At 60.9% G+C, this 21420-nt stretch carries 23 protein-coding genes; 9 read left to right on the top strand and 14 right to left on the bottom strand.

Going from position 1 to position 21420, the window contains the following annotated elements:
* Positions 1–38: 38 nt before the first annotated feature.
* The 12 genes from TU79_RS15630 to TU79_RS15575 all read right to left on the bottom strand — a co-directional run bounded on the left by TU79_RS15630 (position 39) and on the right by TU79_RS15575 (position 9245).
* On the bottom strand, positions 39–863 hold the full coding sequence (locus TU79_RS15630; protein WP_057008811.1) for a DUF4198 domain-containing protein: 825 nt from the start codon (positions 861–863) through the stop codon (positions 39–41).
* An 8-nt stretch (positions 864–871) separates the two neighbouring features.
* A complete protein-coding gene (locus tag TU79_RS15625; RefSeq protein ID WP_057008810.1) occupies positions 872–1195 on the bottom strand; it encodes a hypothetical protein in 324 nt (107 codons plus the stop codon).
* 28 nt (positions 1196–1223) lie between these two features.
* The gene (locus TU79_RS15620; RefSeq protein ID WP_231986809.1) at positions 1224–2219 is read right to left on the bottom strand and encodes a metal ABC transporter solute-binding protein, Zn/Mn family; all 996 of its coding nucleotides are present in this window, start codon (positions 2217–2219) and stop codon (positions 1224–1226) included.
* Positions 2216–3121 (bottom strand): metal ABC transporter permease, encoded by a 906-nt coding sequence (locus tag TU79_RS15615; RefSeq protein WP_057008809.1) that lies wholly within the window; start codon positions 3119–3121, stop codon positions 2216–2218. Before TU79_RS15615 ends, TU79_RS15620 begins: the two co-directional genes overlap by 4 nt.
* Positions 3118–3798 carry a metal ABC transporter ATP-binding protein gene (locus tag TU79_RS15610; protein ID WP_231986811.1) on the bottom strand — a complete coding sequence of 227 codons (681 nt, stop codon included), beginning with the start codon at positions 3796–3798 and terminating at the stop codon, positions 3118–3120. Before TU79_RS15610 ends, TU79_RS15615 begins: the two co-directional genes overlap by 4 nt.
* 23 nt (positions 3799–3821) lie before the next feature.
* Positions 3822–4754: a metal ABC transporter solute-binding protein, Zn/Mn family gene (locus TU79_RS15605; RefSeq protein ID WP_057008807.1), complete on the bottom strand. Its 933-nt coding sequence runs from the start codon at positions 4752–4754 to the stop codon at positions 3822–3824.
* Entirely contained in the window at positions 4751–5452 is a 702-nt protein-coding gene (locus TU79_RS15600) for a DUF6162 family protein (protein ID WP_057008806.1), read from the bottom strand. The genes TU79_RS15605 and TU79_RS15600 overlap by 4 nt, the downstream gene beginning before the upstream one ends.
* On the bottom strand, positions 5452–5940 hold the full coding sequence (locus tag TU79_RS15595; protein ID WP_057008805.1) for a DUF6644 family protein: 489 nt from the start codon (positions 5938–5940) through the stop codon (positions 5452–5454). The genes TU79_RS15600 and TU79_RS15595 overlap by 1 nt, the downstream gene beginning before the upstream one ends.
* A gap of 32 nt (positions 5941–5972) precedes the next feature.
* On the bottom strand, positions 5973–6461 hold the full coding sequence (locus TU79_RS15590) for a DUF6644 family protein (RefSeq protein ID WP_057008804.1): 489 nt from the start codon (positions 6459–6461) through the stop codon (positions 5973–5975).
* 21 nt (positions 6462–6482) lie between these two features.
* Complete coding sequence (locus tag TU79_RS15585) at positions 6483–7973, bottom strand: alpha/beta hydrolase domain-containing protein (protein ID WP_082638519.1); 1491 nt, start codon at positions 7971–7973, stop codon at positions 6483–6485.
* Positions 7974–8005: 32 nt separating this feature from the next.
* Positions 8006–8788, bottom strand: coding sequence for a hypothetical protein (locus TU79_RS15580; RefSeq protein WP_057008803.1), 783 nt, complete (start codon positions 8786–8788; stop codon positions 8006–8008).
* Between the two features lie 64 nt (positions 8789–8852).
* Positions 8853–9245, bottom strand: a complete 393-nt coding sequence (locus TU79_RS15575) for a DUF6152 family protein (protein ID WP_057008802.1) — start codon at positions 9243–9245, stop codon at positions 8853–8855.
* 238 nt (positions 9246–9483) lie between these two features.
* On the opposite strand from TU79_RS15575, the gene TU79_RS15570 reads away from it, so the two are divergent.
* Positions 9484–10821 (top strand): alginate export family protein, encoded by a 1338-nt coding sequence (locus TU79_RS15570; protein WP_057008801.1) that lies wholly within the window; start codon positions 9484–9486, stop codon positions 10819–10821.
* A gap of 57 nt (positions 10822–10878) precedes the next feature.
* Here the strand turns inward: TU79_RS15570 and TU79_RS15565 are convergent, their stop codons facing one another.
* Positions 10879–11844: a LysR substrate-binding domain-containing protein gene (locus TU79_RS15565; protein WP_057008800.1), complete on the bottom strand. Its 966-nt coding sequence runs from the start codon at positions 11842–11844 to the stop codon at positions 10879–10881.
* 126 nt (positions 11845–11970) lie between these two features.
* Between TU79_RS15565 and TU79_RS15560 the strand changes: the two genes are divergently transcribed.
* The 4 genes from TU79_RS15560 to hpaI all read left to right on the top strand — a co-directional run bounded on the left by TU79_RS15560 (position 11971) and on the right by hpaI (position 17324).
* On the top strand, positions 11971–13347 hold the full coding sequence (locus TU79_RS15560; RefSeq protein WP_248842904.1) for an MFS transporter: 1377 nt from the start codon (positions 11971–11973) through the stop codon (positions 13345–13347).
* 82 nt (positions 13348–13429) lie between these two features.
* The gene (locus tag TU79_RS15555) at positions 13430–14971 is read left to right on the top strand and encodes a UxaA family hydrolase (RefSeq protein ID WP_057008798.1); all 1542 of its coding nucleotides are present in this window, start codon (positions 13430–13432) and stop codon (positions 14969–14971) included.
* A 36-nt stretch (positions 14972–15007) separates the two neighbouring features.
* Positions 15008–16489 (top strand): NAD-dependent succinate-semialdehyde dehydrogenase, encoded by a 1482-nt coding sequence (locus TU79_RS15550; RefSeq protein ID WP_057008797.1) that lies wholly within the window; start codon positions 15008–15010, stop codon positions 16487–16489.
* A gap of 34 nt (positions 16490–16523) precedes the next feature.
* Positions 16524–17324 carry a 4-hydroxy-2-oxoheptanedioate aldolase gene (gene hpaI / locus TU79_RS15545; RefSeq protein WP_057008796.1) on the top strand — a complete coding sequence of 267 codons (801 nt, stop codon included), beginning with the start codon at positions 16524–16526 and terminating at the stop codon, positions 17322–17324.
* A 17-nt stretch (positions 17325–17341) separates the two neighbouring features.
* Here the strand turns inward: hpaI and TU79_RS15540 are convergent, their stop codons facing one another.
* Positions 17342–18442 carry an endo-1,4-beta-xylanase gene (locus TU79_RS15540; protein ID WP_057008795.1) on the bottom strand — a complete coding sequence of 367 codons (1101 nt, stop codon included), beginning with the start codon at positions 18440–18442 and terminating at the stop codon, positions 17342–17344.
* A gap of 441 nt (positions 18443–18883) precedes the next feature.
* On the opposite strand from TU79_RS15540, the gene TU79_RS15535 reads away from it, so the two are divergent.
* Genes TU79_RS15535 through TU79_RS15520 form a run of 4 tightly spaced genes read left to right on the top strand, consistent with a single transcriptional unit; the run spans position 18884 to position 21264 of the window.
* Complete coding sequence (locus TU79_RS15535; protein WP_057008794.1) at positions 18884–19201, top strand: helix-turn-helix domain-containing protein; 318 nt, start codon at positions 18884–18886, stop codon at positions 19199–19201.
* Complete coding sequence (locus TU79_RS15530) at positions 19194–20480, top strand: type II toxin-antitoxin system HipA family toxin (RefSeq protein ID WP_057008793.1); 1287 nt, start codon at positions 19194–19196, stop codon at positions 20478–20480. The genes TU79_RS15535 and TU79_RS15530 overlap by 8 nt, the downstream gene beginning before the upstream one ends.
* A 32-nt stretch (positions 20481–20512) precedes the next feature.
* Positions 20513–20923 (top strand): hypothetical protein, encoded by a 411-nt coding sequence (locus tag TU79_RS15525; protein WP_057008792.1) that lies wholly within the window; start codon positions 20513–20515, stop codon positions 20921–20923.
* Entirely contained in the window at positions 20920–21264 is a 345-nt protein-coding gene (locus TU79_RS15520; RefSeq protein WP_139136821.1) for a hypothetical protein, read from the top strand. Before TU79_RS15525 ends, TU79_RS15520 begins: the two co-directional genes overlap by 4 nt.
* Positions 21265–21420 lie beyond the last annotated feature (156 nt).

Here is a 21420-nt window from a genome sequence, read left to right as displayed (position 1 = left end):
TTCTGCAGCCCCTGGACATCATGACGTTGGCGATCAGGTTATTTCATATCCCTGACTTGCACCCACAGCACCGCGTCCTGGGAAAGGGGTTTGCCTTTATAGGTTTTGGTCGCACCGATGTTGAGCGCGGCAATGCCCCACCAGCCGGCACGTGGCAGGCCGATCGTCACCACACCCTGGGCGTCCGAATAGGTACTCAGGGATTTGAACGAGGCTTGGGGGGCCTTGACAGAGTCCTGCTTGCCGAAGGCGTTGTCTTTGATGTCGACAGAATGGTTGACGTATTCGAGTTCTATCTCAGCGAACGGAACGGGCTTGCCGTCAGCCAGGACCACTGCGCGGAACACGCCGCCCGTCCAGTTTGCGTAGGGCTTGTTGAGGGGTTGGATCTCAACCGGCAACCCCTGGGGCTCTGACCCGTTACCGGGGACGCCACCCACGTTGACGACGAGCTTGGTGAACTGCTGGATGTAAACGTCTTCCTCCTTTTCCAGATAGGGCTCAGGCTCGAGCACGAAAATATGGTCGCCCAGTGAGCGCACCAACTCCCGTGGAATCGATGCACGATAGGCGGCCGCTTGATTGTCGCGGCTCTGCCACTGGACGGGCTTGAGGTATTGGCGCAGGTCGGTCTTTTTGCCGCCTTGGGCGCTGATGAGATTGAACGCGCGGGGTTCACCCATATTCATCGTCGGGCCGCCGGAGAACGGGTGCGTGAACACTATGGCGAAGTCCAGATCGGCCGCACGTTGCAACGCCGTTTCGTCGAGGTAGAGCATCTGGAAGTGAGCTTGCGCGGCGCAGGTCATGCAACTGAAGGTCGCGGTGGCAAGGGCTTGAAGCAGTCGTCGTTTGATCGGCATGGTCGGTTTCACTGTGTAATGTCGGAGGACTGAATGGTGGCGCCATGGTTTTCGCCGCCCAGAAACTCAACGGAGTACGCGCCGGCGGGGGCCTGGAACGTGTAGCTGTTGTCCTTGCCGACAGTGCCTTCAAGCAACAGCTTGTTGCTCGTGTCCTGGACATGGATTTTTCGACCCACGGCGGAACTGCCGTCGGTGTAGCCCGCTTCGCACTTGACCCAGTCGTCGTGCTCGATATAACAGTCGAAAACCGGGCCATGGGCCAGGGCGGCCTGGCAGAACAGCAGTGCACTTGCCAGCAGGATCGGGTGGGCAAACATTTGCGCTTTCATAAGGTTCAGCCTCTAGGGTCGAGATGAATCACTGCGGCGCCGCTGCTTGAATGGCAGCCGCAGGGGGACTGGCCGGCGCAAAAGCCGCCAGCAAGGCGTCCAGGTTGGAACTCAACAGCGCCTCGTAGCTGTTGGCCTTGTTGGCGAGCATGCCCGGATTGCCGATATCCAGGATCAGCAGGCGTGCGCCGCCGTCCTCGATGGCTCGTACAATCCTGGCGTCAGGCGCCCATTTGTGGACCACCACGCGGATATCACGCTCGCGAAGGTAGCGAGTCAGGGCGGCGCGGTCGGCGTCAGTCCAGTCGATGTCCTGGCGTACGAACCAACCGTCTACGTACACGCCGAACTCGCCGAGCAAGTAGACCGGCTCGCTGGTCAGCGACAGAACGCGCAGGTCCGGCACTTTCAGCAGCCGGTCACCGTAGTCGGCCTTCAGTTGGCGGATCCGGCCGTCGAGCGCGGCGAGGTTGCGCGCGATTCGTGGCGCGTCGTCCGGGGACAGCCGCGCCAGGTCAGCGGCAATCAGCGCCGACATGCGCATGGCATTCACGGGCCCCAGCCAGGCGTAAGGCGACGGGGGGCCTTCGGCGTTGCGAACGTCAGCCCAGGGCACATCATTGGCGGGCACACGGGTGGTGGCCACACCGGGCTTGAGGTTGTCCCATGAATGCGAAGCATCGATTTCGACGATCCGCAGAGTGTGGCGCCGCGCCGTCGCATACAGCGGGTCAGCGCGCCACAGGCTGCTCAGGGTGACCACGGCGACGGCCGTCTGGAACACGGTGGGGTCCAGGCGCGACAGCGCGTTGGCCTGGCTTTCCATGGGGACGGCGGCGTCCAGCGGAACACGTACGACCTCGAGGTGTGTGCCTTCGCCGAGTGCCGACGTGAGTGCATACACCGCCGGCAGGGCGACCAGCACTTTTTGTTGGTTGACGTCCGCGAAGGCTGACGGCGCGCCGCCCAGCAGCCATGCCAGCAGCACCAGCCAGGGGCGAATGGATGGGTTGAACCGTGTCATACGCTGGCCCCTCTGAACTGCGGCGCGGTGCCGCGGATGATGGTTGTGAACGCAAACACCAGGGCCGCGACGATCACGATGGCGCCGCCCGTGGGCACGGGAATATGGAACTGCATCGGTGCCAGAATGCCGACCACGCAGGAAAAGGTCGCAATCAGCACGGCCCATGTGACCAGGCCAGGCAATGAATGGCTGATGTTGCGGGCGGCCGCTGCCGGTATCAGCAGCAGGGCCTCGACCAGCACGGCACCGATGATCTTCAGGCAGGCGACCGTTACCAGGGTGACCAGCACCACGAACAGGTACTCGACGCTGCGCACCTTTACGCCGCGCGCATGGGCCAGGCTTGGATTGAGGCTGGAAAGCAACATGCCGTTGTAGAGGGGCAGGCCGATCAGCGTGCAAATCACGGTCACGCCCAGCAGTACGTTCATGTCGGTGTGGTCAACGGCCAGGATCGAGCCGAACAGCACACCCTCCATCACATGCGTGTTGATTTTCGCTGACACGAACAGCAGCAATGAGGCACCGACCGCCAGCGAGATGGAGAGGAATACGCCGATCAGCGTGTCATTGGCCAGGGTGGTGCGGTGCTGGGTGTACTTGAGCGTCAGGGCGAACAGCAGGCAGAAGCCGAACATCGAAAAGTAGGGCGAGGTGTACGACTCGCCGATCAGCACGCCAATGGCCACGCCGGTCATCGCCGCATTGCCCACGGACTGGCTGAAGAACGCCATCCGCTTGATCATCACCATCGAGCCCAACACCCCCAGCAACGGACCGATCAGCACTGAGCACATCAACGCATTGATCACGAACTCGTATTCGAAGGGTTGCGGCAACACGTGACTTGCGGCGAGCGCCTGGAGGTGATCGCGAATGAAGTCATACAAGGCATTCATCGAATGACCTCCAGTCGGCTGTCGATCTGCTCGGCGGGGCCGTGAAACAGCACCCGCTGGTTGATAACGGTCACGGACTGCGCGATGCGCTTGACCTGTTCGAGGTCGTGGTTGATCCACAGGATGGTCACCCCACGGGTGTTCAGCTCAGTCACCAGTGCCTCCACCAGGCGCACACCGGCTTCGTCGATCCCTGCGGTCGGCTCATCGAGGATCAGCAGCCACGGCATCGGGCTGATCGCCTGAGCCAGCAGCACACGTTGACGCTGGCCGCCGGACAAGCTGCCAAACGGTTTTTTACCCATTCCCGCCATGCCGGTACGTTCCAGGGCCTGGTCATTGGCTGCCCTGGCCGCGCGGCTTGCGCCCAGGAAGGCGGGCCGGCGTTGACCCAGCAGGGCCATGAGATCGTTGACGGTCATCGGCACATTGCGGTCGAAGTCCGGCAACTGCGGGACATACCCCAGGGGCGTGGTGAATTCACCCTCGAATCGGATCGTCCCCGAGTGCGGCATCTGGCCCAGCAGCGCACGCACCAGCGAGGTCTTGCCGCCGCCGTTGGGGCCTACCAGGCAGTGCAGGGCGCCGGCCTCGATGCGCAGGTTCACCTGATCGAGCACCTGCGTGCCGCCCAGTCGCAGGCAGACGTTGTCGAACACAATGGCGGGCCCGCGCATTGCGTATTCCTCCTTCAGCGCGTTCATTGCTGGGTGTACTCAACGGCTTGCGCCAGGGTTTCGAGGTTTTCGCGCATCGCCACCTCGAACTCGTCCGCGCTGTAGGTATCGCCGGTGATATGGGACAGGGCGAACACCTTCACGCCGGTGGCGGCTTCGATGGGTTTGGCCAGGTCGAGGGAGAAGTTCTTCTCGGCGAACAGCACCTTGACGTTGGCTTTCTTGATCGCCTCGATGGTGTTGGCCAATTGGCGAGCTGTGGGCGCGACGCCGTGGCGCGGCTCGATCACGGCGCTTACGAACAGGCCGAACTCCTGCATCATGTAGTCGTAGCCGGCATGGGTCGTCGCGCAGCGGAACGAAGACAGGTCCAGTGCGGCGAAGCGCGTCATGAAGCCTGCACGCAGCTCGCGGATACGGCCGGCATACGCCAGCGCATTTTTTCTATACGTGGCAGCGTTGTCCGGGTCCAGTTCACCGAGCCGGCGAGCGATCTCGAACACCTGTTGTATCGCCGCCGTGGTGGAGACGAACGTGTGCGGGTTGACCACCTTCACGCCTTCCTGGTCGCCGCCGATGGGAATCAGGGCCACCGTCGCATTCGCCTGGATAATCGGCAGGTTTTCCGTACGGCCGGCGGCCTTGATGATCTGGAAGGCCCATTCATCGTGGCCGATGCCGTTGACCACCAGCACATCGATATTCATCGCGCGGGTGATGTCATCGGGCTGCGGCTGGTAATTGTGCGGGTTGGCCTCTGCCGGGATGAGCGCAACGACTTGCGCCCGATCACCCACGATATTGGCCACGAAGCTGTAATAGGGATGCAGGGTGATACCGATTCTGAGTGGCTTCGCCGAGGCCAAGGCCGGGGCGGCGAGCGCGATGGCGGGTATCAGCACCCACAGCGCGATGCAACGGCGCCACAAGGCGCGGGGTTTCGTGGCAACAGTCATGGCTGGGTTCCTTTTACGCGTTCGATTTCGCTGGCGCCGTCGTACGGGATGACTTGGCGCCAACCCTCGCCGACCAGGGATTCGGGCTTGACGATGGCGGGGTAGGGCGCGTTTGGGTCGCGGTGGACCCAGATCGTCGCCTGGTTGGCCCACATCACACCGGCATGGGCATGCCCGATGATCAGCAGGTAGGCGCTCTGGCCGGGCGCGTGGCCGGCTGAGCCGTAGTAGACCGTCGCGCCCTGGCCCAGGGTGGCTTTAGACACGTCGCTGGCGGTCTGGTCTGCCGCCGTGGCATCGTCGTCGCCGCCCTTATGGGCCAGGTGGGTGCCGGGCAGAATCAATTGCCAGTGCACTTCACCATTGGCCTTCCAGAAGGCATCCCGGTAGAAGGGCGGCAGCAACAGTTCCTGGGCACGCTCCAGAGTGACCCAGCCGCCGGTATCGTTGTTGTTCCAGATGATTTCTTCACCGGCCGGCAGCAATGCGCTGTGGATGGCCTGATCGACCGCACCCAGGCCATCGAAGGAACGTACCTGCCAGCTCAACGGGGTGGGCGGGCCAACGCGTTCGGGGCGCAGCAGCACGTAGCCTGCCACGCTGGCGATGACGGCCAGGGTCGCCAGCACCAGGGCCAGCGACTCCCAGCCGCTGGAGCGTGGGCGCACCCGCGTGACGGCAGCGGCTGAACGCGCCATCAGAGAAATGCAATCCAGCGGCCGAGGAACACCACGCCCGCCCACAGCAGCAACGAGCTGAAGCCGGCGACACGCGCCTGACGGGGAGGCGGCAGTTGGGTGTCCCATTCGGCGATTCGGCGAAAGGCCCCCAGGTGGAACACCGCCATGTTGATGCCTGCCAGCATCAACAGGCCCATTTTGAAAAGGAACGCGGTGTTCTGCACATAGGTCGTGCCATTGGCGCAGAACATCAGCAGACCGGTGATCACACAGGTCACGAACGCAACCCAGGTGTAGGGCAGTAAATCCTGGATCAGCTTGAGCGCGCCGCGCCGGTGGGCGGTCACGCCAAGCAGGCGCAAGTCCACCACGGCGATGGTGCCGTAGACGATTGCAATGCCGATCACATGCACCGATTCGAGCATCGGAAAAGCCGAGCCTGACTCGCGGATGAGCGTCGCGACAGAGGTGTCCTGAACGGCTTGCAGCAGGGGTTGAATATCCATGGCGAATACCTGATAACTTTCGTTGAAAACGCTTAGATCGTGTAGGCGATCCAGCGACCGCAAATGATCACGACGCACCACAAACCGATCGACAGCCACGCAAGTGCCTTCACCGGACGCGATGCGTCGTCGCTGCCTGCATGGCTGGCGGGGCGCATCAACGGGCGGCGCAGCAACCAGGTCATGCTGAACGCTGTCACCACCAGGGCCATCTTCAGCCAGAACGTCGAGTTGACGAGCACCCGGTCGGGCTCGGCGATGATCATCACCAACCCGGTGCACAGCAGCACGATCAGCGCATTGCGCATCCACGGGTAGTAACGGCGTACGACGCCGCGCAAGGGCTCATCGCTGGCGAACACGCCCGCCAGGCGAAGATCGGAAATCAGTGCCGAGCCGAAGAGCACGGTGATGGCGATGATATGAATGCTCTGCACGGTGGGGATCACCCACAGGATGTCGCGGATCGCAGTGCTCAACGGTGACGCGTAGATCCAGGCAATGATGAGTGAAGATGACATCGGCTTTTCTTCCGCAGTGGGTTAGAAATCTTGAGGGGTTGCGATCGGATGCAGGCCCGCCGCATCCTCCGGCAGCAAATAGCCTTCCTTGATCGAAACGGCTTTGGCGTCTTCGAATTTCTGTGCGTAGCGGTTGAAATTTCCATAACGCTGGCCGAGCACTTCCTTCGAGTAAGGCACCTTGGTGTCGTAGATCAACCCGCAGCCGGTCTCTTGATCGGTGAGGTAGGTGGCGCTGGGCACCTGGATCCACGGCGGGCGCACGCCGCCTTGCAGGTTGCCGGTGGCGGGCGCACGGGCAGCGGCCTTGCCGTCACGGACCACCCGGGGCGCGTTGGGCATGGGTTTGCCGTCACGTACCCATTGGTCCATGCCATCGAGCAGCGCCGAGACCACCCGTTCGACCGGTTCGTCATACAGCGTCCGGCACCGCGGGTCGTCGCCCTTGCCGATGTCGGCAGCGAGCCGTTCGGTGTGCTCCGTACCAAGGTCGGCCAGGCGCAGATGGGGCATGCCAGTGACTTCGTAGTAGCGCAGTTGCGGAGTGTCGGTGTCCGGGGGCAGGGGGATGCCTTCGATCACGTCGTGCATCAATTCGGACTGGCTGAAGACCGTCACGAACGGCACGCCTTCGGGCATCTGGCGGGGCACTCGGATCACGTCGCCGCCCACTTCTCCGTAGGCCATGCGGCCGGTCATGTAGGCGTCGATCAGCGGCGTTTCGTCGGGCATGCGCCACTGCTGGTGACGACCCTGGTCGAGATAGTCCATCCAGACTTGTGCGGTGACGGCCCAGCTATTCACATAGACGCGCTGCACGTCGAGGCCGGCCAGTGGGCTCTGTGTCCCCTTGGTTTTAAGCAGCAACGCCAACTGCGCGCCGATGCCCTGGGATTGGGGTGCAAACGGATCGGGCGCTTCGCCACGTGTGAAGTGTGCCGGGTCGTAGTAGGTGCCCAGCGGCGCGTAGCGGGCAAAGTCGAAGCGGCGCATGAACTCGAAGTTCACGATCCGCCCGTACTGGGCGATCTGTTCGGCTTCGGCCGCCGGGGTTTCGGAGATGAACTTGGGGTCCACCGCCGGCTTGTTTACGTTCAGCGTGTACCCGACGTACGCGTAGCCGCGCCGCAGCAAATAGTCGCGGGTCAGGATCCAGCCCGCACCGCGCTCGCCGAACCAACTGAACGGCTCGATCACCACCGTGCCATTGAAACGCGCCGGGTCCGCCGGTTTGCGTACCAGAATGCGCGTGGTGTAAGGCGCTTCCAGCAGGGTTTTGCCGGCGGCAGTGATGGCCGGGGCGACGCCTTGCAGGTAGTACTCCTGCTCGACGTAACCATAGTGATTGAGGTCGCTGTATTCGGTGCCCGGGCGTGTCGCCGACGACAGCGGTGCCTTGTCGGAAGGCGGCACCGCGATAGCCGTGGGCATGCGCGGCACCTCGGCGAACGTGTTCGACGCGACAAGCAGCGACAACACAACGCTGATGCCGATAGGGGTCAGGCGTTCCATTCTTAGCGCTCCAGAGGGGGGGACGGGCGGATTCACTCAAGGCTCAGAGATGCCTTGCCCTCGCTGTCGATCACGATCTGGTTGTTCTCGCACACGTATTCTTGAATGGCGTAGTTGGAGCGCTTGTACTCGAACGTAAAGCGATAGGGGGTGTTGAGTACCTGCGGGTCTTCGATCAGGACCTGGTTTTCCAGGTGATCCGGCCCGCGCAGCCGGATGCGTTCGGTGATCTTCATCGCCGGCCCATGAGGCACGTCGTAAAAGCGCACGTCAGTGCGCACCCGTTGGGTCTCGACCACCAACGTGTCGCCCTCCCAGTACCCGCGCGAATGGCCCTGGTACAGCGGGTCGAGAGTGTCTGTCGGTGGCATGGGCTGGTTCAAAAGAATCCGCCGCACCTGCTGGAGATACTCGCCGAGGATGATCACCTGCTTGTCGTCGCGAATGATCTGGATCGGGAAGAGCGCTGCCATCATGGTCGGCATGCCCTCGGGCAGGCACTTGGAACTGGTGGTGGCAATCGGCGTTCCGGCTTCGTTGGCCACAGCCTCTTTCTTTTTGAGCTCAACGTACTCGGCGGCATAGGGTGCCTTGAGATCCATCGGACCGCCGGGGTGTACCGGGTCGTCCGGGTTTTCGCCGAACCAGTCGTCCGGGGTTCTTTCCCAGGTGCCGCTGATGTCTGGCCGGGTGGCCACGCTGTGCTTGTCGGTTTGCGGTTTTGACGCTGTCGCGGCGCTGCTCATCCCGGCGACAGTCACGAGCACCATTCCCAGGAAGAGCATGGCTGTGCTGCAGGTTCGTGCTGGTTTCATTGAAGTGTCTCCGCGTTGCTGGTTTGCCCAGTTCTGTTGTTGTCGCACTCGGGAGGGGTCGCGTTTAGCCGCCGCCCGAGAGCACCACGTCACCCATCTTGATCTCCACCAGCAGCCCGCCCGGTTCACCGTTTTTCAGCGGTTTGAAGGACACCTCGGCGGTTTCGCCAGCCTTGACCGAATTGGCTGTCCAGCCCGTGCGTTGCAGCGCATTGACGCTGCCGGTCTCGATCTTGAAGCGCTGGGCCGGTGGCCCGGGAACGTCGACATAGATGGTGATGTGCGGGTTGGTCCAGGCGAAGCGCTCGACCACACCTTTGATCGTGAGCGTCTGGGTCTGGTCGAACAGCGCAAAGGAATGGTGGGCACTGGCAACAGGCGCTAATGCACTGCAGGCGATGAGGGTCAAAAGACAAAGCCCCTGACGGAACAGCGGGGAGGGTGACAAAAGGGTCATGACGGGTGCCTCGGGTTTTTATGGTTCTTATGGGCCCAGCATAGGGCGCTCACGGTCAGAAGCCTTAGCCCAAAACGGCAACCAGTGAAGGCGCTGAGGCGTTGTTGCGCGCAAGGGGGCCGCTCGACGACGGATGGGCGATCTGGCCCTTGTACATGCTGATTTGGGTTACCGCATTGCCGAGCCAAGCCGGAACACTCCTGTTTCGCCTCACAACAATAAAAACAGGAGAGACGTTATGCGCATTCCCCCATACGCGCCGTTGCTGTCGCTGGTTGCACTCTGTGCAGTCGGCTCGCAGGCACATGCTTACGCGCTGTACAACGAAGACAACGGAGCAACCGTTTTGAATGCCGACCTGGGCGCCGCATTTGGCTGGTTTGGCGGCACCCATAACTACCTGGGCGATCCGCAGAAAAAATCCGGCGGCATGCATTGGCAGGAGGGTTACGTCAAATACGGCCTGAATGGCTCCACGGGCAAGCTGGTTGCCGGCTCGGTCTATGGTGGCTTCAGCCTGCTCAGCAGCGGGTCGTGGGGTGACGGAGACATGGGGGCGACCACGGCGGGCGATGAGCGACGAACCGCTGTGGAAGACGCGTTCCTGGGCTGGAAATCAGGTGACCTGCTACCCGCCCTGGGCAAGGATGGCGTGGATTTCTCTTTTGGCCGCCAGATTGTCACGGTGGACGGCTTTCTGATCACCGACGATGGCTTCGACGCGGGTAATGCGTTCAGTCCCATTGAGGGCGTGCGTGATGGCCGGTTCAACCGGGGTGGCGCCTTTTACCTGGGCCAACGCCTGGCGTTTGGCAACACGGCGGTGCTGAAACTGGGTGGCAAGGAAGGGCTGCACGGCAGCTTGATATGGTTGAAATCCGACAACGCCGGTCAGTCCAAGACCGAACTGGCAGTGGGCACGATCGACTACACCACCCCCATCGGTTCGATCGGTACGACCTACGTGCATGGCCTGGATGTGGACGAGAAATACGCCTTCGCCGATCGGCTTGAGCGCAAGGGCATGAACGTCTACAGCATCCGAGGGCAGGGCAATGCCGGGATCGAAAACGCCGATTTCGCGTTTGAGGTGGCCCGCCAGGAAAAACGGTCCGGCTCACAGCGAGCGATGTTCTTCGACGCGGGCTACACCTTCGTCGACACCCCATGGCAACCGACTGTCAGCTACCGTTATTCGCGCTACTCCGAAGGCTGGGACTTCCTGTTCCAGGGCGGTTATCGCAAACGACTCCAGGGGGAAATAGGGCTTAATTACGCGGGTTCCGTGACCTCGAACATGCAGATCAACGACATACTCCTGTCGGTCAAACCGACCGAGAAATTGACCCTTAACGCGATGGCGTTCGACTACCACCAGCTTTCCCGCCGTCATGAGCTGGATTTCGCTGCGCAGGAGCTCGATCTGTTTGTGGATTGGGCCGTCACGGATAACATCACGCTTTCGCCGCTGGTGGGCTTCTATAAACCGCAGAAGTGGCTGGGCAACGGCGGCCGACAGAGCGGCGACGCATCAACCAACACGTACATGCAGTTCATTGTGTGGGCGACGTTCTGAGTCGTTATTGAGCTTTGTCGCGGCTCCAGGCAGGCGTTGACGCTTTGCGCCAACGCCTCATACCGTCTGAGTCTGCGGCGCGGTCTCGCCTCTGATGTCCATCGTCTGTTCGTGCAGCGCCTTGATGAGGGTGTCTGCAACGGGCGTTCTCAGCCCGTTACGCAGCAGAATGATACCCACCGGCGGTAATTCGATCGGCACCTCCAGCGGCACGGTGTAACCCAGTCCTACGGACTCGAGGTAGTGCGCGACTTTAGTGGCGACGAAACAGACGCAGCTTCGTTGCCTCATAAACGTCATCATCACCAAAAAGGACGAGGTTTCGATGATGTCGGCGGGTGGTTGCAGGGTGTGTTTGTAGAACATCTGATTGAGCTTGACCCGCGAGGATGCCCACGCTGGGGGAACAACCCAGGGCAGCGTCGCCAGATGCTCCCAGGTGGGGTGGGCCAACGTGGCCAGCGGATGATCGGCGGCGACGACGACGCGCATGGTGTCGGTGTATAACGCCTGCGTTTCAAGGTCAGGAGAGCTGTAGCCCGGCTCCAGCCGACCCACGATCAAATCCAGCTCGCCTGTGCGCAGCCTCGGCAACAGGCGCGTGAGATCACCTTCCTCGATGGACACCGTCGTGTGTGGCGAGCTGAGCTTGAGGCGGCCGACGGCGCCAGCCAGCAAGCCAGGCGTGGCGACGACCATTGCGCCGACACGGATACGGCCGGCGCCGCCGCTGGCGACAGAGGCGATGTCTTCACAGGTGCGGTCAAAATCCACCAGCACCGAACGCGCAAAGCGCACAACCTGCTCGCCATAGGCCGTCGGCCGGGTCCCTCGCGTTGAGCGGATGAATAACTCAAGCCCGAACATTTTTTCGATTTCCGCCAGCGACTTGCTGACTGCCGGCTGGGTGAGCGACAAGAATTCCGCTGACCGCCCCAGATGACGGAATTCATCCAGTGCAACGACGAGCTGCAGATGCTTGAGTTTGAGATTGGAGCGCAAAACTCTATCGATGTCGCTCACCTGTTTTATCCCCGGCAGAAAAGCTTAGATGTCAAAAGGGTTATGAAGTATGTCCGCTTATTCATTGTTCAGCAATGTAGGCGCGAGTCAGTATTGAAGAACAAAAACAAAAACCGGAGACAAGCAATGCGCACTCCAATGCCTACAAAACCGTTAAATGACACCGCAGTGAAGCAAGGCAGGAAATCCAACGCTCGTTGGGTGGTGGCAGGTCTGATGTGGTTTGCCATCGCCATCAACTATATCGATCGCACCGTTCTTTCCGTCGCTGCACCCGAACTCATCAAAGAGTTCAGCCTCACCCCCGAGATGATGGGGATCGTGTTGTCCGCGTTTTTCTGGTCCTACGCGCTGCTACAAATTCCTGCCGGCTGGGTGGCAGACAAATTCGGGCAGAAAATGGGGCTTGGGATAGCCGTAGGCTCATGGTCGCTTGCGACGGCGGCGACAGGACTTGCGACAGGTTTTGCCTCCCTGGTTGGCCTGCGCGTGGCACTGGGCGTCGGTGAAGCCGGCGCTTATCCGGCCAACGCCGGGATCGCGTCAAAATGGTTTCCCGACAAGGAACGGGCAACTATTTCCGGGCTTTTTGACAGTGCCTCGAAATTCGGCGGTGCCGTGGCGATGCCGCTCATCGTGACCTTGATGATGACGTTCGACTGGCGCATGACTTTTGTGATCGTGGGCTTGACCGGTCTGGTCTGGAGCCTGATCTGGTGGTGGTACTTCTCGGACACGCCGGAGACGCACAGAAGCGCAAACGCCGCCGAGGTGCAATACATTCGGGGTGGTCAGGCCCAGCAGCACGGTGTCGATACCACGATTGCGATGAAGTGGTACGAACTGCTCAAGCACCGCAATATCTGGGCGATGTGCCTGGGCTTCTTCACCATCAATTACATCTCGTACTTCTTCATCACCTGGCTGCCCACCTACCTTGTGAAAGAGCAGGGGATGGGCCTGCTCAAGATGGGCATGGTTGCTTCGCTTCCGCTGATCTGCGGCCTCTTCGCCGAGATCGCGGCCGGGTGGCTTTCCGACAGGGTGGTCCACAGTGGACGCCTGTCGCTGACCGCGACACGCAAACTGTTTCTCATCGTGGGCCTTTCAATGGCGCTGTGTATCGGCCTGGCGCCGTTGACCACGTCGGTCGGGCTCACGGTCCTGCTGCTGTGCATCGCAAAGGCCGGAACCACCGTCGCAGCCTCGCAGGTCTGGGCGCTGCCGGGAGACGTCGCGCCGAAGAACATGACGTCCACCGTCGCCGGGTTGCAGAACATGGTGGCGAACTTCGGCGGCGTACTGGGGCCGGTGATTACCGGCTTCATCGTGGCCTCGACCGGATCGTTCAAAATGGCGCTGGTCTTCTCGGCGGTGCTCGGAATGCTGGGCATCCTGAACTACGCCCTGCTGCTGAAGAAGGTCGAGCCCATCGTTGCGTCCACACCAACCGAGCCTCGGCACGCCGCCGCCCCCCCCCCCCCCCCCGCAGGTGTTGAATGAACCCTATAGCCGCTAAGCGCCAATGCCGGGATGACACCGGCGTTGCAACCCCGACGCCGTAATCTGATGCCAGGATTGTTTTATGACCCCTACCTCGACCCATGCCACTCACCGACTGATACGTCTGCATGCCAATGACAACGTCCTTGTCGCCCGTCAATTGATCGGCCTTGGCGACGAGTTACCCGAGCTGGGCGTACGCATCCGCGCGCAAGTGCCGGCCGGGCACAAGGTTGCAGCGCAGGACATCCTGTGCGGCGAACCCGTGCGCAAGTACGACACGGTCATCGGCGTCGCTTCGCGCAATATCCTCAAGGGCGAGCACGTTCACTCCCACAACATCGCCCTCATCGATTTCGACCGAGACCCGGGCTTCTGTGAGGATGTGCGCCCGGTGGACTACGTAGCAGTCGATAAGCGCGCGACCTTCATGGGTATCGTGCGGGCAGACGGCCGTGTCGCCACGCGCAACTTCATCGGGCTGCTGTCGTCGGTGAACTGCTCGTCGACCGTGATCAAGAAGATCGCCGAACACTTCACGGCCGAGCGGCTCGCCGCGTACCCGAATGTGGACGGCGTCGTCGCATTCGCCCAGACAAGCGGATGCGGCATGTCGTCCCCCAGTCATCATTTCGACGTGCTGCAGCGCACCATCGCCGGGTACGCACGCCATCCCAATCTGGCCGCTGTACTGATCGTCGGGCTGGGTTGCGAGCGAAACCAGGTGGCCAGCCTGGTCGATGCTCAGCAACTGGTGCCCGACAGCCATCTGCGCACATTCGTGATGCAGGATACCGGCGGCACACGTGCAACCATCGCTCAAGGCATTGCAGCGATCGAAGCGATGCTGCCCGAAGCCAACGCTGTCAAGCGTGTCCCGGTCAGTGCGGCGCACCTGAAGATCGGCTTGGAATGCGGCGGCTCCGATGGCTTCTCGGGCATCACCGCCAACCCGGCATTGGGGGCTGCGATGGATATTCTGGTGCGTCATGGCGGCACCGCCATTCTGTCCGAGACGCCCGAGATCCACGGTGTGGAGTTCATGCTGACGCGCCGTGCGATCAGTCCCGAGGTGGGCCAGAAGCTACTGGACCGCCTGGCCTGGTGGGAAGAATACACGCGAGGTCAGAATGGGCAGTTCAATGGCGTCGTAGGCCCCGGTAATCAGGCCGGCGGTCTGGCCAATATCTTCGAAAAATCCCTGGGGTCCGCCATGAAAGGCGGCACGACACCGTTGCAGGCGGTGTACGAGTACGCTGAGCCGATTGACAAGGCCGGGTTCGTGTTCATGGATTCACCGGGCTACGACCCTGTCGCGGCAACCGGTCAAATCGCCAGCGGTGCAAACCTGATTTGCTTCACCACGGGAAGGGGCTCGATGTTCGGCAGCAAGCCGGCGCCTACGATCAAACTCGCCAGCAATACCGCGATGTTCAACCGTCTGGAAGAAGACATGGACATTAATTGCGGCCTCATTCTTGACGGTGAGTTGTCGGTTGAGCAGATGGGCGAACGCATCTTCGAGCACATCTTGCAGGCGGCTTCAGGCGCCTCGACCAAGAGCGAATTGTTGGGGCTTGGGGATCATGAGTTCGTGCCCTGGCACCTGGGCATCGTCAGCTGATCCAACCCGTTTTCACACATATTGAGGAACCTCGGCATGAGCTTGAAACTGACCCGCACTGACCTGATTCGAACGCAGAATTTCATTGGCGGTCGTTGGCGCAGCAGCGATTCGCAGACGCTGCTGACGGTCACCAACCCGGCCGACGACAGCCACCTCGCCCAAGTGCCCGACAGCAACGCGATTGACGCCCGTGACGCCGTCGATGCCGCTCATGCGGCTTTTGCCGCCTGGCGAAATACACCTGCCAAGCAGCGCGCGCAATTGATCAAACGCTGGAACGATCTGATTCTGGAGCACCAGGAAGACCTGGGCAGGCTCATTTCGCTGGAGCAGGGCAAGCCGCTGGCAGAGGGAAGGGGCGAAGTGGCTTACGCCGCCAGCTATGTCGAGTGGTTTGCCGAGGAATCGACGCGCTCCTACGGCGATGTGATCCCGGCGCCGGTTTCGGGTCGCCGCATGACGGCAATCAAGGAACCTGTCGGCGTAGTGGCAGCGATTTCACCCTGGAATTTCCCGGCGGCGATGATTGCCCGCAAGATCGCGCCAGCACTGGCGGCCGGTTGCACCGTCGTCTGCAAGCCCGCCGAAGACACGCCACTGACCTCCCTTGCGCTTGTGCGCCTGGCTGAGGAAGCCGGTTTTCCGGCAGGCATACTGAACATCGTCACCGCTTCGCGCGAGCGTACACCCGAAGTGGTCAACGCTTGGCTGGCTGATTCACGGGTGCGCAAGATCACCTTCACAGGGTCGACCCCAGTGGGCAAAGACCTGGCCCGAATGTCGGCCGACACCTTGAAAAAGTGCTCGCTGGAGCTGGGCGGCAATGCCCCCTTCATTGTGTTTGACGACGCGGACCTCGACGCTGCAGTGGACGGCCTCATGGTTTCCAAATTTCGTAATGGCGGTCAGACCTGCGTGTGCCCCAATCGAATCTACGTGCAGAGCGCCGTTCACGATCAGTTCGTTGAAAAGCTGGTGGCACGCGTCAGTGCGCTGAAGGTTGGGCCGGCCTCCCACGGCGATTCCCAGATCGGTCCGATGATCAACGCGCGCGCCATCGACAAGATCGCCCGCCATGTGGATGACGCGGTTGCAAAAGGCGCAGAAATAGCCACGGGTGGTCGCCGTATCCGCGATGCAGTGGCTGACGGCCCGAACTACTACGCGCCGACCGTGTTGATCAATGCGGCCTCGCACATGGAACTCTGCAATGAAGAGACATTCGGCCCCGTGGCCCCCGTTTTCCGCTTCACGACTGAAGCGCAAGTGATCGAACTGGCCAACGACACGCCATTCGGGTTGGCGGCCTACTTTTACACCCAGGACGTCAAACGCGTATGGCGTGTGGCCGAGGCGCTGGAGTCGGGCATCGTGGGCATCAACGAAGGTGCGCTCGCCGCAGAGGCCGCGCCGTTTGGGGGTGTCAAAGAATCGGGGTATGGCCGAGAGGGTTCACGCTACGGCCTGGAGGACTACATGCACATCAAATACCTGTGTCAGGGCGGCCTGAACTAGTTCCGACAACGACAACAGAGGAGTACAGGCAATCATGGCAAATCCGTTCAAGACCGCGCTTTCGCGAGGCGACAAGGTCATCGGCCTCTGGCTTTCACTGGCCAATGCCTACAGCGCCGAAATTTGCGCCACGGCAGGTTTCCAGTGGGTGCTGATCGACGGTGAACACGCACCCAACGACGTGCGCAGCACACTGGCACAGTTGCAGGCTGTTGCACCTTACCCGGCCCATCCCGTGGCCCGCACGGTGGATGGCAACCCGGCAATGATCAAGCAGTTGCTCGACATTGGTGTGCAAACGTTGCTGGTGCCCATGGTCGATACCGCCGAGCAGGCCATTGCGCTGGCGGCCGCGACCCAATACCCGCCGCAGGGCACCCGAGGCGTGGGTGCAGCGGCCGCGCGTGCTTCGCGTTGGGGAGGGCACGCGGACTACCTGGAGACAGCCAATGACGATGTATGCCTGTTGGTGCAGGCTGAATCCAGGGTCGCGCTTGAGAATCTTGAAGCCATCTGCGCCGTCGACGGCGTGCATGGCATCTTCATCGGGCCGGCTGATCTGGCCGCATCCATGGGGCATCGTGGGCATCCCGAGCACCCTGACGTGCAGCAAGCGATAGAGAACGCTATACGCACCATTGTTGCCAGTGGCAAAGCCGCCGGCACGCTGACAGGCGATGTCACTCTCGCTCGGCACTATCTCGAACTGGGCGCCAGCTTCGTCGCCGTGGGGCTGGATCTGACCCTGCTGGCACGGGCCACCCGCAGACTGGCAAACGATTTCGGTCTCGGTGTGTTTGCGACACCTCACGCAGGCGGGGCTTCGCCTTACTGACGAGTCGTGGATAGCGATTAGCGATTCCATGCCAGGCTATGCTCGACGACCCAACTGGCGGGTTTGATCACGCCCTGCGGTCCGAACACCAGCGGTCGCTGCGCCAGTGGTCCCATCGAAGGGGTAGCACCGGTGCGGTGCGCGGTATCCCATACACCCCAGGTCAAAACGGCGGATACCGTGCCCGTGCCGAGCACGAGGTCCAGGTATCGCTTGTAGGTGCCGGCCACGATGGCGTCGCGTTGATTCGCGTCGCCCGTCACGTGGCTGTCGTCGACGTCGAGTTCGGTAATGTAGACGCTGAGGCCCAGGTCATGCACCTGCCGCAGGAATGCGGCGAGCCCGGGGCCGAAGCCATGCGGGTCCGCTGCGCGCAAATGGGACTGGATGCCCAGCGCATGCACCGGCGCGCCGCGCTGCTTCAGGGTTCGCAGGAGGGCAAGCACGGCGGCGCGCTTGCCCGCGCCAGCGGGTGAGTCGCTTTCCAGTCCGTATTCGTTGTAGCAGAGTGCGGCGTCCGGATCGGCGCGGTGCGCGGCCTCGTAGGCCAGGTCGATATAGCCGGGACCGAGCATCCGGTACCAAAAGGCGTCGCGCAGCCCGCCTGCCTGCCCGTCGTCAACTTGAATGGCCTCGTTGACGACATCCCAGGAGGCAATCCTGCCCCGGTAGCGGCCGACCACCGCGGCAATGTGTTGCGTCAGTACCTCCTTCGCGTTGGCGGGTGTCACCGTGCGGGTGACCCAGTCGGGCAGGGCGCGGTGCCAGCACAGTGTGTGGCCGCGCATGCGCTGATGGTTCGCCTGCGCAAACGCGAGGATAAGGTCCACGGGGGCGAAGGTGTAGCGGTCCGAGGCGGGGTGGACCTGGGCCCACTTCAACGCGTTTTCCGGCACCACGATGCCCGCTTGCCGGGCCACGACGTTCCGATACGACGGGTTGCTATCGAGCAGGGCGGGATCTACCGCGAAGCCGAACGAGAGCCCGTGTTGCGCAGCGACTGCGCGCAATGGCCGAAAGGTGTCGTCGGCAAGCGCGGGGCGAACACGCAAAAGCGGCGTGAGGGCCATGGCCTGCAAAATCGAAGTGAGGAAGCGTCGGCGATTAAATGGCTTCATGCGTGGGCGCTCCGAGCGTGGGAGCTGTGAACTCCATTGGATCGGGATAGATGGCGGTGGACTGAAAGTGCCCATAACTTATTGTTATAAAAATCTTTATGGGGCTCGGTTACAGGCTGTCAGGGTCGCCAAAGAACATTTTGACTGGGCTCTGGGACGGTGGTTTCAGGTCGAGAAATTTTTAGCTGCCCCCCATTTTTGCCCCCAACGCTCACCGGGCTCAGGCGGAAGGCAAACCTTCATCCAAAATACGGTTCTGAGCAGGCCAAAATAGTCCTTCCGGCCCTTTGGCCTTATGGTAGATAAGTCCAGTAAATTGTGGCTAAAGCTAGAAATTAAGCGATAAGGCACAGATTTAGTGAATTAAGTCACTTGATAGGGCTGTGCGTTAATTCTATAATTTTGGGGACTAACTGGCACAGAATGGGCTGGGTACACACTATGTTGGATTTAAGCTTCAGCAAGCCGAGCGAAGTCGTCAAGCGCCTCTGCGATCGCTTGCGCACAGAGCGCTTGGCGCTGGACATGACACAAGCCGACTTGGCCGGACGTGCCGGCATCGGCACAAACACGGTGTCCAACCTTGAAGCAGGGCGCAATGTCGGATTCGAGAACGTCGTTCGTGTGGCGATGGCTCTTGGTCGAACCAAGGAACTTGAAGGCCTGTTCCTGCCAAAGCTGGACAGCATCGAGGATATTCGGCGCTACGAAAACAGCGCCAATCGTCTCCGTTCAAAGAGGAAGTCCGGCAATGCTTGAGCAGGTGAACGTCTTCTACGAGGGCTGGGGTGAGCGATGGCAATGGGGGACGCTGGTCTCCACGACCGCCTTGACCGGTCGCCCGCTGATCGTGTTCGAGTACAGCAATGAAGCCAGGCAAAGGGGCTTGGAACTGTCCTCCTACACGCTCCCGTTGGCGGGGGCTCAGTTGCGCCAAGATTTTCCAGACCACCAACTGTACTTGCCAGGGCCTGTTTACGACTCCTTGCCCGATGGGTGGGGCATGTTACTGATGGACCGTATGTTCAGGCGCCGCGGGCTCACCACGGCGCGCATCGGCTCACTGGAACGGCTAGCCTACATCGGTAGCAATGCAATGGGGGCCATAACGTTTGAGCCCGTGGCACCAGAAGGGCAGGAGTCTGAAGTCCATATCCCGCTGGAGCAGCTTGCCGCCGAAGTGCAGGAAGTGCTCCATGGAGACGGTGGCGAGTTCCTGCAGACGTTGCTGCTGGTGGGTGGCTCGCCTCAAGGTGCAAGGCCTAAGGCCCTCGTCTATCGCGATCCAGAAACTGGCCGTTTTACCACTGCCGTTACGGCGGGCTTTGAAGCTTGGTTGGTCAAGTTCCCGGCGAAAGAAGAGCATGCCGAGGTGTGCGCTATCGAAATGGTCTACGCCGAGTGCCTGCGCATGTGCGGCATCGAGACCCCTGACACGCAGTACTTCAGTCTGCCTAATGGGTTGGCAGCGTTTGCCAGTAAGCGATTTGACCGTCGGAATGGTCTGCGCGTACCCATGCAAAGCCTAGCGGCCTTTACGGGGGCAAATTACCGGTCTCCGGGGGTGTTGGACTACGTCAACTTCTTGCGGGCAACACAGATGTGTACCAACGACGTGCGAGAGATGGCGGTGGCCTTCGAACGTGCCGTCTTCAACGTTGCGTTCAACAACAGAGACGATCATCCCAAGAACTTTGCCTACATCATGTCGCAAGACGGTCAGTGGAGACTGTCGCCGGCTTACGACGTGACCTTCTGCGAGGGGCCAAGTGGATATCACCAGATGGATGTGATGGGCGAAGCCCTGTCGATTTCCCGCACGCAAATGCTTCGGCTTGCCGAGGAAGCCGAGGTGCCCCCGGACGTTGCCGGCAGAATGATTGACGGCATTTGCGATGTGGCGAGCCGGTTTGCAAGCATCGCCGAGAACCTATGCCCACAGGTTATTACTCAAGACACCTTGCGCACGATCCAAGGCCGCATCGATCAGAACGTAGCTCGGTTACACAGCGGTCATGCGGGCAGCGGTCGCCGCTGAAGATCGGGAGGAGCGTGCGACTCTCATAATCAATGCTGTACCAGATTTTTAAGTTAACCCATAAAAATCAGGCGTTGAATGAAAAAATGTTGGCCTTCCAGGATCTGGATGTACGTGAGAATGCGATCAACGAGGCGGCCGAGGCACTGAAAGCGCGGATGACGGCGTTAGGCGTGCGTAAGCCCGATGAGATCATGAGCAAGCTGGTGGACGCATCGAAAGCAACTGCAGAGCTGGATCGCTTGAAAGTACTCATGACCCAAAAAGATCAGGAGCTGACTGCACTCGTGGCAATCGAAAAAGCCTTGATAGAGGTTGCTGGGCAGAAAAAAGGCGCCGACGCCAAACAGCTCATTTTAGAAACGATGATGTCGTTTGAGCAGCTAAAAAAGCTGGTCGTCGATCCTGCTGATGAAGAGGCGTACAGCCTACGGATGTGGTGAAACGCATCGCGGCGCTCAAGGCTCAGGACGACATGCTAGCGGCTGCATTCGGGACAAACGCCGACCAAACGAAGGACCAGCTCCAAGAGGCGATCAAGCACGCCGTTGCCATCGCACAGGCGGAAAAAAGCGGTACGAGTCCAATTGAATTAAAGAAGGCCAATAAAGACTTACGAGGCCAGGTTCAGTTCTTGCATAACCGCTTGAATAAGGGCCGGGGTGGTGACCTTTCGCCGTGTTGGGTGAATGAAGTCACCGGTAAAGCGCAGATGTTTCTCACGGTAAATCGGCGCCGACTTATGGTTGAGAATTTGTTTTACAAGGTTGAAGTCAGGCGATAGGGGCGTGTTGGCGAAGTAAGGGGGTGTGCGTCCGCGCAGGTATCTACGTAGGCGTTACCTGAGCAAACGGTAAATACGCCTACTGAACGCCAGAATTAAGGTCGATGGTGTCCGCCTGTTTTAGACCTGGGGGCATCCTTTTCAAACCATCCATAG

This window comes from Pseudomonas trivialis (assembly GCF_001439805.1).
In the GTDB taxonomy this organism is placed as follows: Bacteria; Pseudomonadota; Gammaproteobacteria; order Pseudomonadales; family Pseudomonadaceae; genus Aquipseudomonas; species Aquipseudomonas trivialis.
The sequence above is the reverse complement of the archived record's forward strand: the minus strand, read 5'-3'. Positions and strand labels throughout refer to the sequence as shown.

Coding starts and splice junctions, on each gene's coding strand:
- TU79_RS15630 (WP_057008811.1), bottom strand. CDS start 863: ATGCCGATCAAACGACGACTGCTTCAAGCCCTTGCCACCGCGACCTTC.
- TU79_RS15625 (WP_057008810.1), bottom strand. CDS start 1,195: ATGAAAGCGCAAATGTTTGCCCACCCGATCCTGCTGGCAAGTGCACTG.
- TU79_RS15620 (WP_231986809.1), bottom strand. CDS start 2,219: ATGACACGGTTCAACCCATCCATTCGCCCCTGGCTGGTGCTGCTGGCA.
- TU79_RS15615 (WP_057008809.1), bottom strand. CDS start 3,121: ATGAATGCCTTGTATGACTTCATTCGCGATCACCTCCAGGCGCTCGCC.
- TU79_RS15610 (WP_231986811.1), bottom strand. CDS start 3,798: ATGCGCGGGCCCGCCATTGTGTTCGACAACGTCTGCCTGCGACTGGGC.
- TU79_RS15605 (WP_057008807.1), bottom strand. CDS start 4,754: ATGACTGTTGCCACGAAACCCCGCGCCTTGTGGCGCCGTTGCATCGCG.
- TU79_RS15600 (WP_057008806.1), bottom strand. CDS start 5,452: ATGGCGCGTTCAGCCGCTGCCGTCACGCGGGTGCGCCCACGCTCCAGC.
- TU79_RS15595 (WP_057008805.1), bottom strand. CDS start 5,940: ATGGATATTCAACCCCTGCTGCAAGCCGTTCAGGACACCTCTGTCGCG.
- TU79_RS15590 (WP_057008804.1), bottom strand. CDS start 6,461: ATGTCATCTTCACTCATCATTGCCTGGATCTACGCGTCACCGTTGAGC.
- TU79_RS15585 (WP_082638519.1), bottom strand. CDS start 7,973: ATGGAACGCCTGACCCCTATCGGCATCAGCGTTGTGTTGTCGCTGCTT.
- TU79_RS15580 (WP_057008803.1), bottom strand. CDS start 8,788: ATGAAACCAGCACGAACCTGCAGCACAGCCATGCTCTTCCTGGGAATG.
- TU79_RS15575 (WP_057008802.1), bottom strand. CDS start 9,245: ATGACCCTTTTGTCACCCTCCCCGCTGTTCCGTCAGGGGCTTTGTCTT.
- TU79_RS15570 (WP_057008801.1), top strand. CDS start 9,484: ATGCGCATTCCCCCATACGCGCCGTTGCTGTCGCTGGTTGCACTCTGT.
- TU79_RS15560 (WP_248842904.1), top strand. CDS start 11,971: ATGCGCACTCCAATGCCTACAAAACCGTTAAATGACACCGCAGTGAAG.
- TU79_RS15555 (WP_057008798.1), top strand. CDS start 13,430: ATGACCCCTACCTCGACCCATGCCACTCACCGACTGATACGTCTGCAT.
- TU79_RS15550 (WP_057008797.1), top strand. CDS start 15,008: ATGAGCTTGAAACTGACCCGCACTGACCTGATTCGAACGCAGAATTTC.
- hpaI (WP_057008796.1), top strand. CDS start 16,524: ATGGCAAATCCGTTCAAGACCGCGCTTTCGCGAGGCGACAAGGTCATC.
- TU79_RS15540 (WP_057008795.1), bottom strand. CDS start 18,442: ATGAAGCCATTTAATCGCCGACGCTTCCTCACTTCGATTTTGCAGGCC.
- TU79_RS15535 (WP_057008794.1), top strand. CDS start 18,884: ATGTTGGATTTAAGCTTCAGCAAGCCGAGCGAAGTCGTCAAGCGCCTC.
- TU79_RS15530 (WP_057008793.1), top strand. CDS start 19,194: ATGCTTGAGCAGGTGAACGTCTTCTACGAGGGCTGGGGTGAGCGATGG.
- TU79_RS15525 (WP_057008792.1), top strand. CDS start 20,513: ATGCTGTACCAGATTTTTAAGTTAACCCATAAAAATCAGGCGTTGAAT.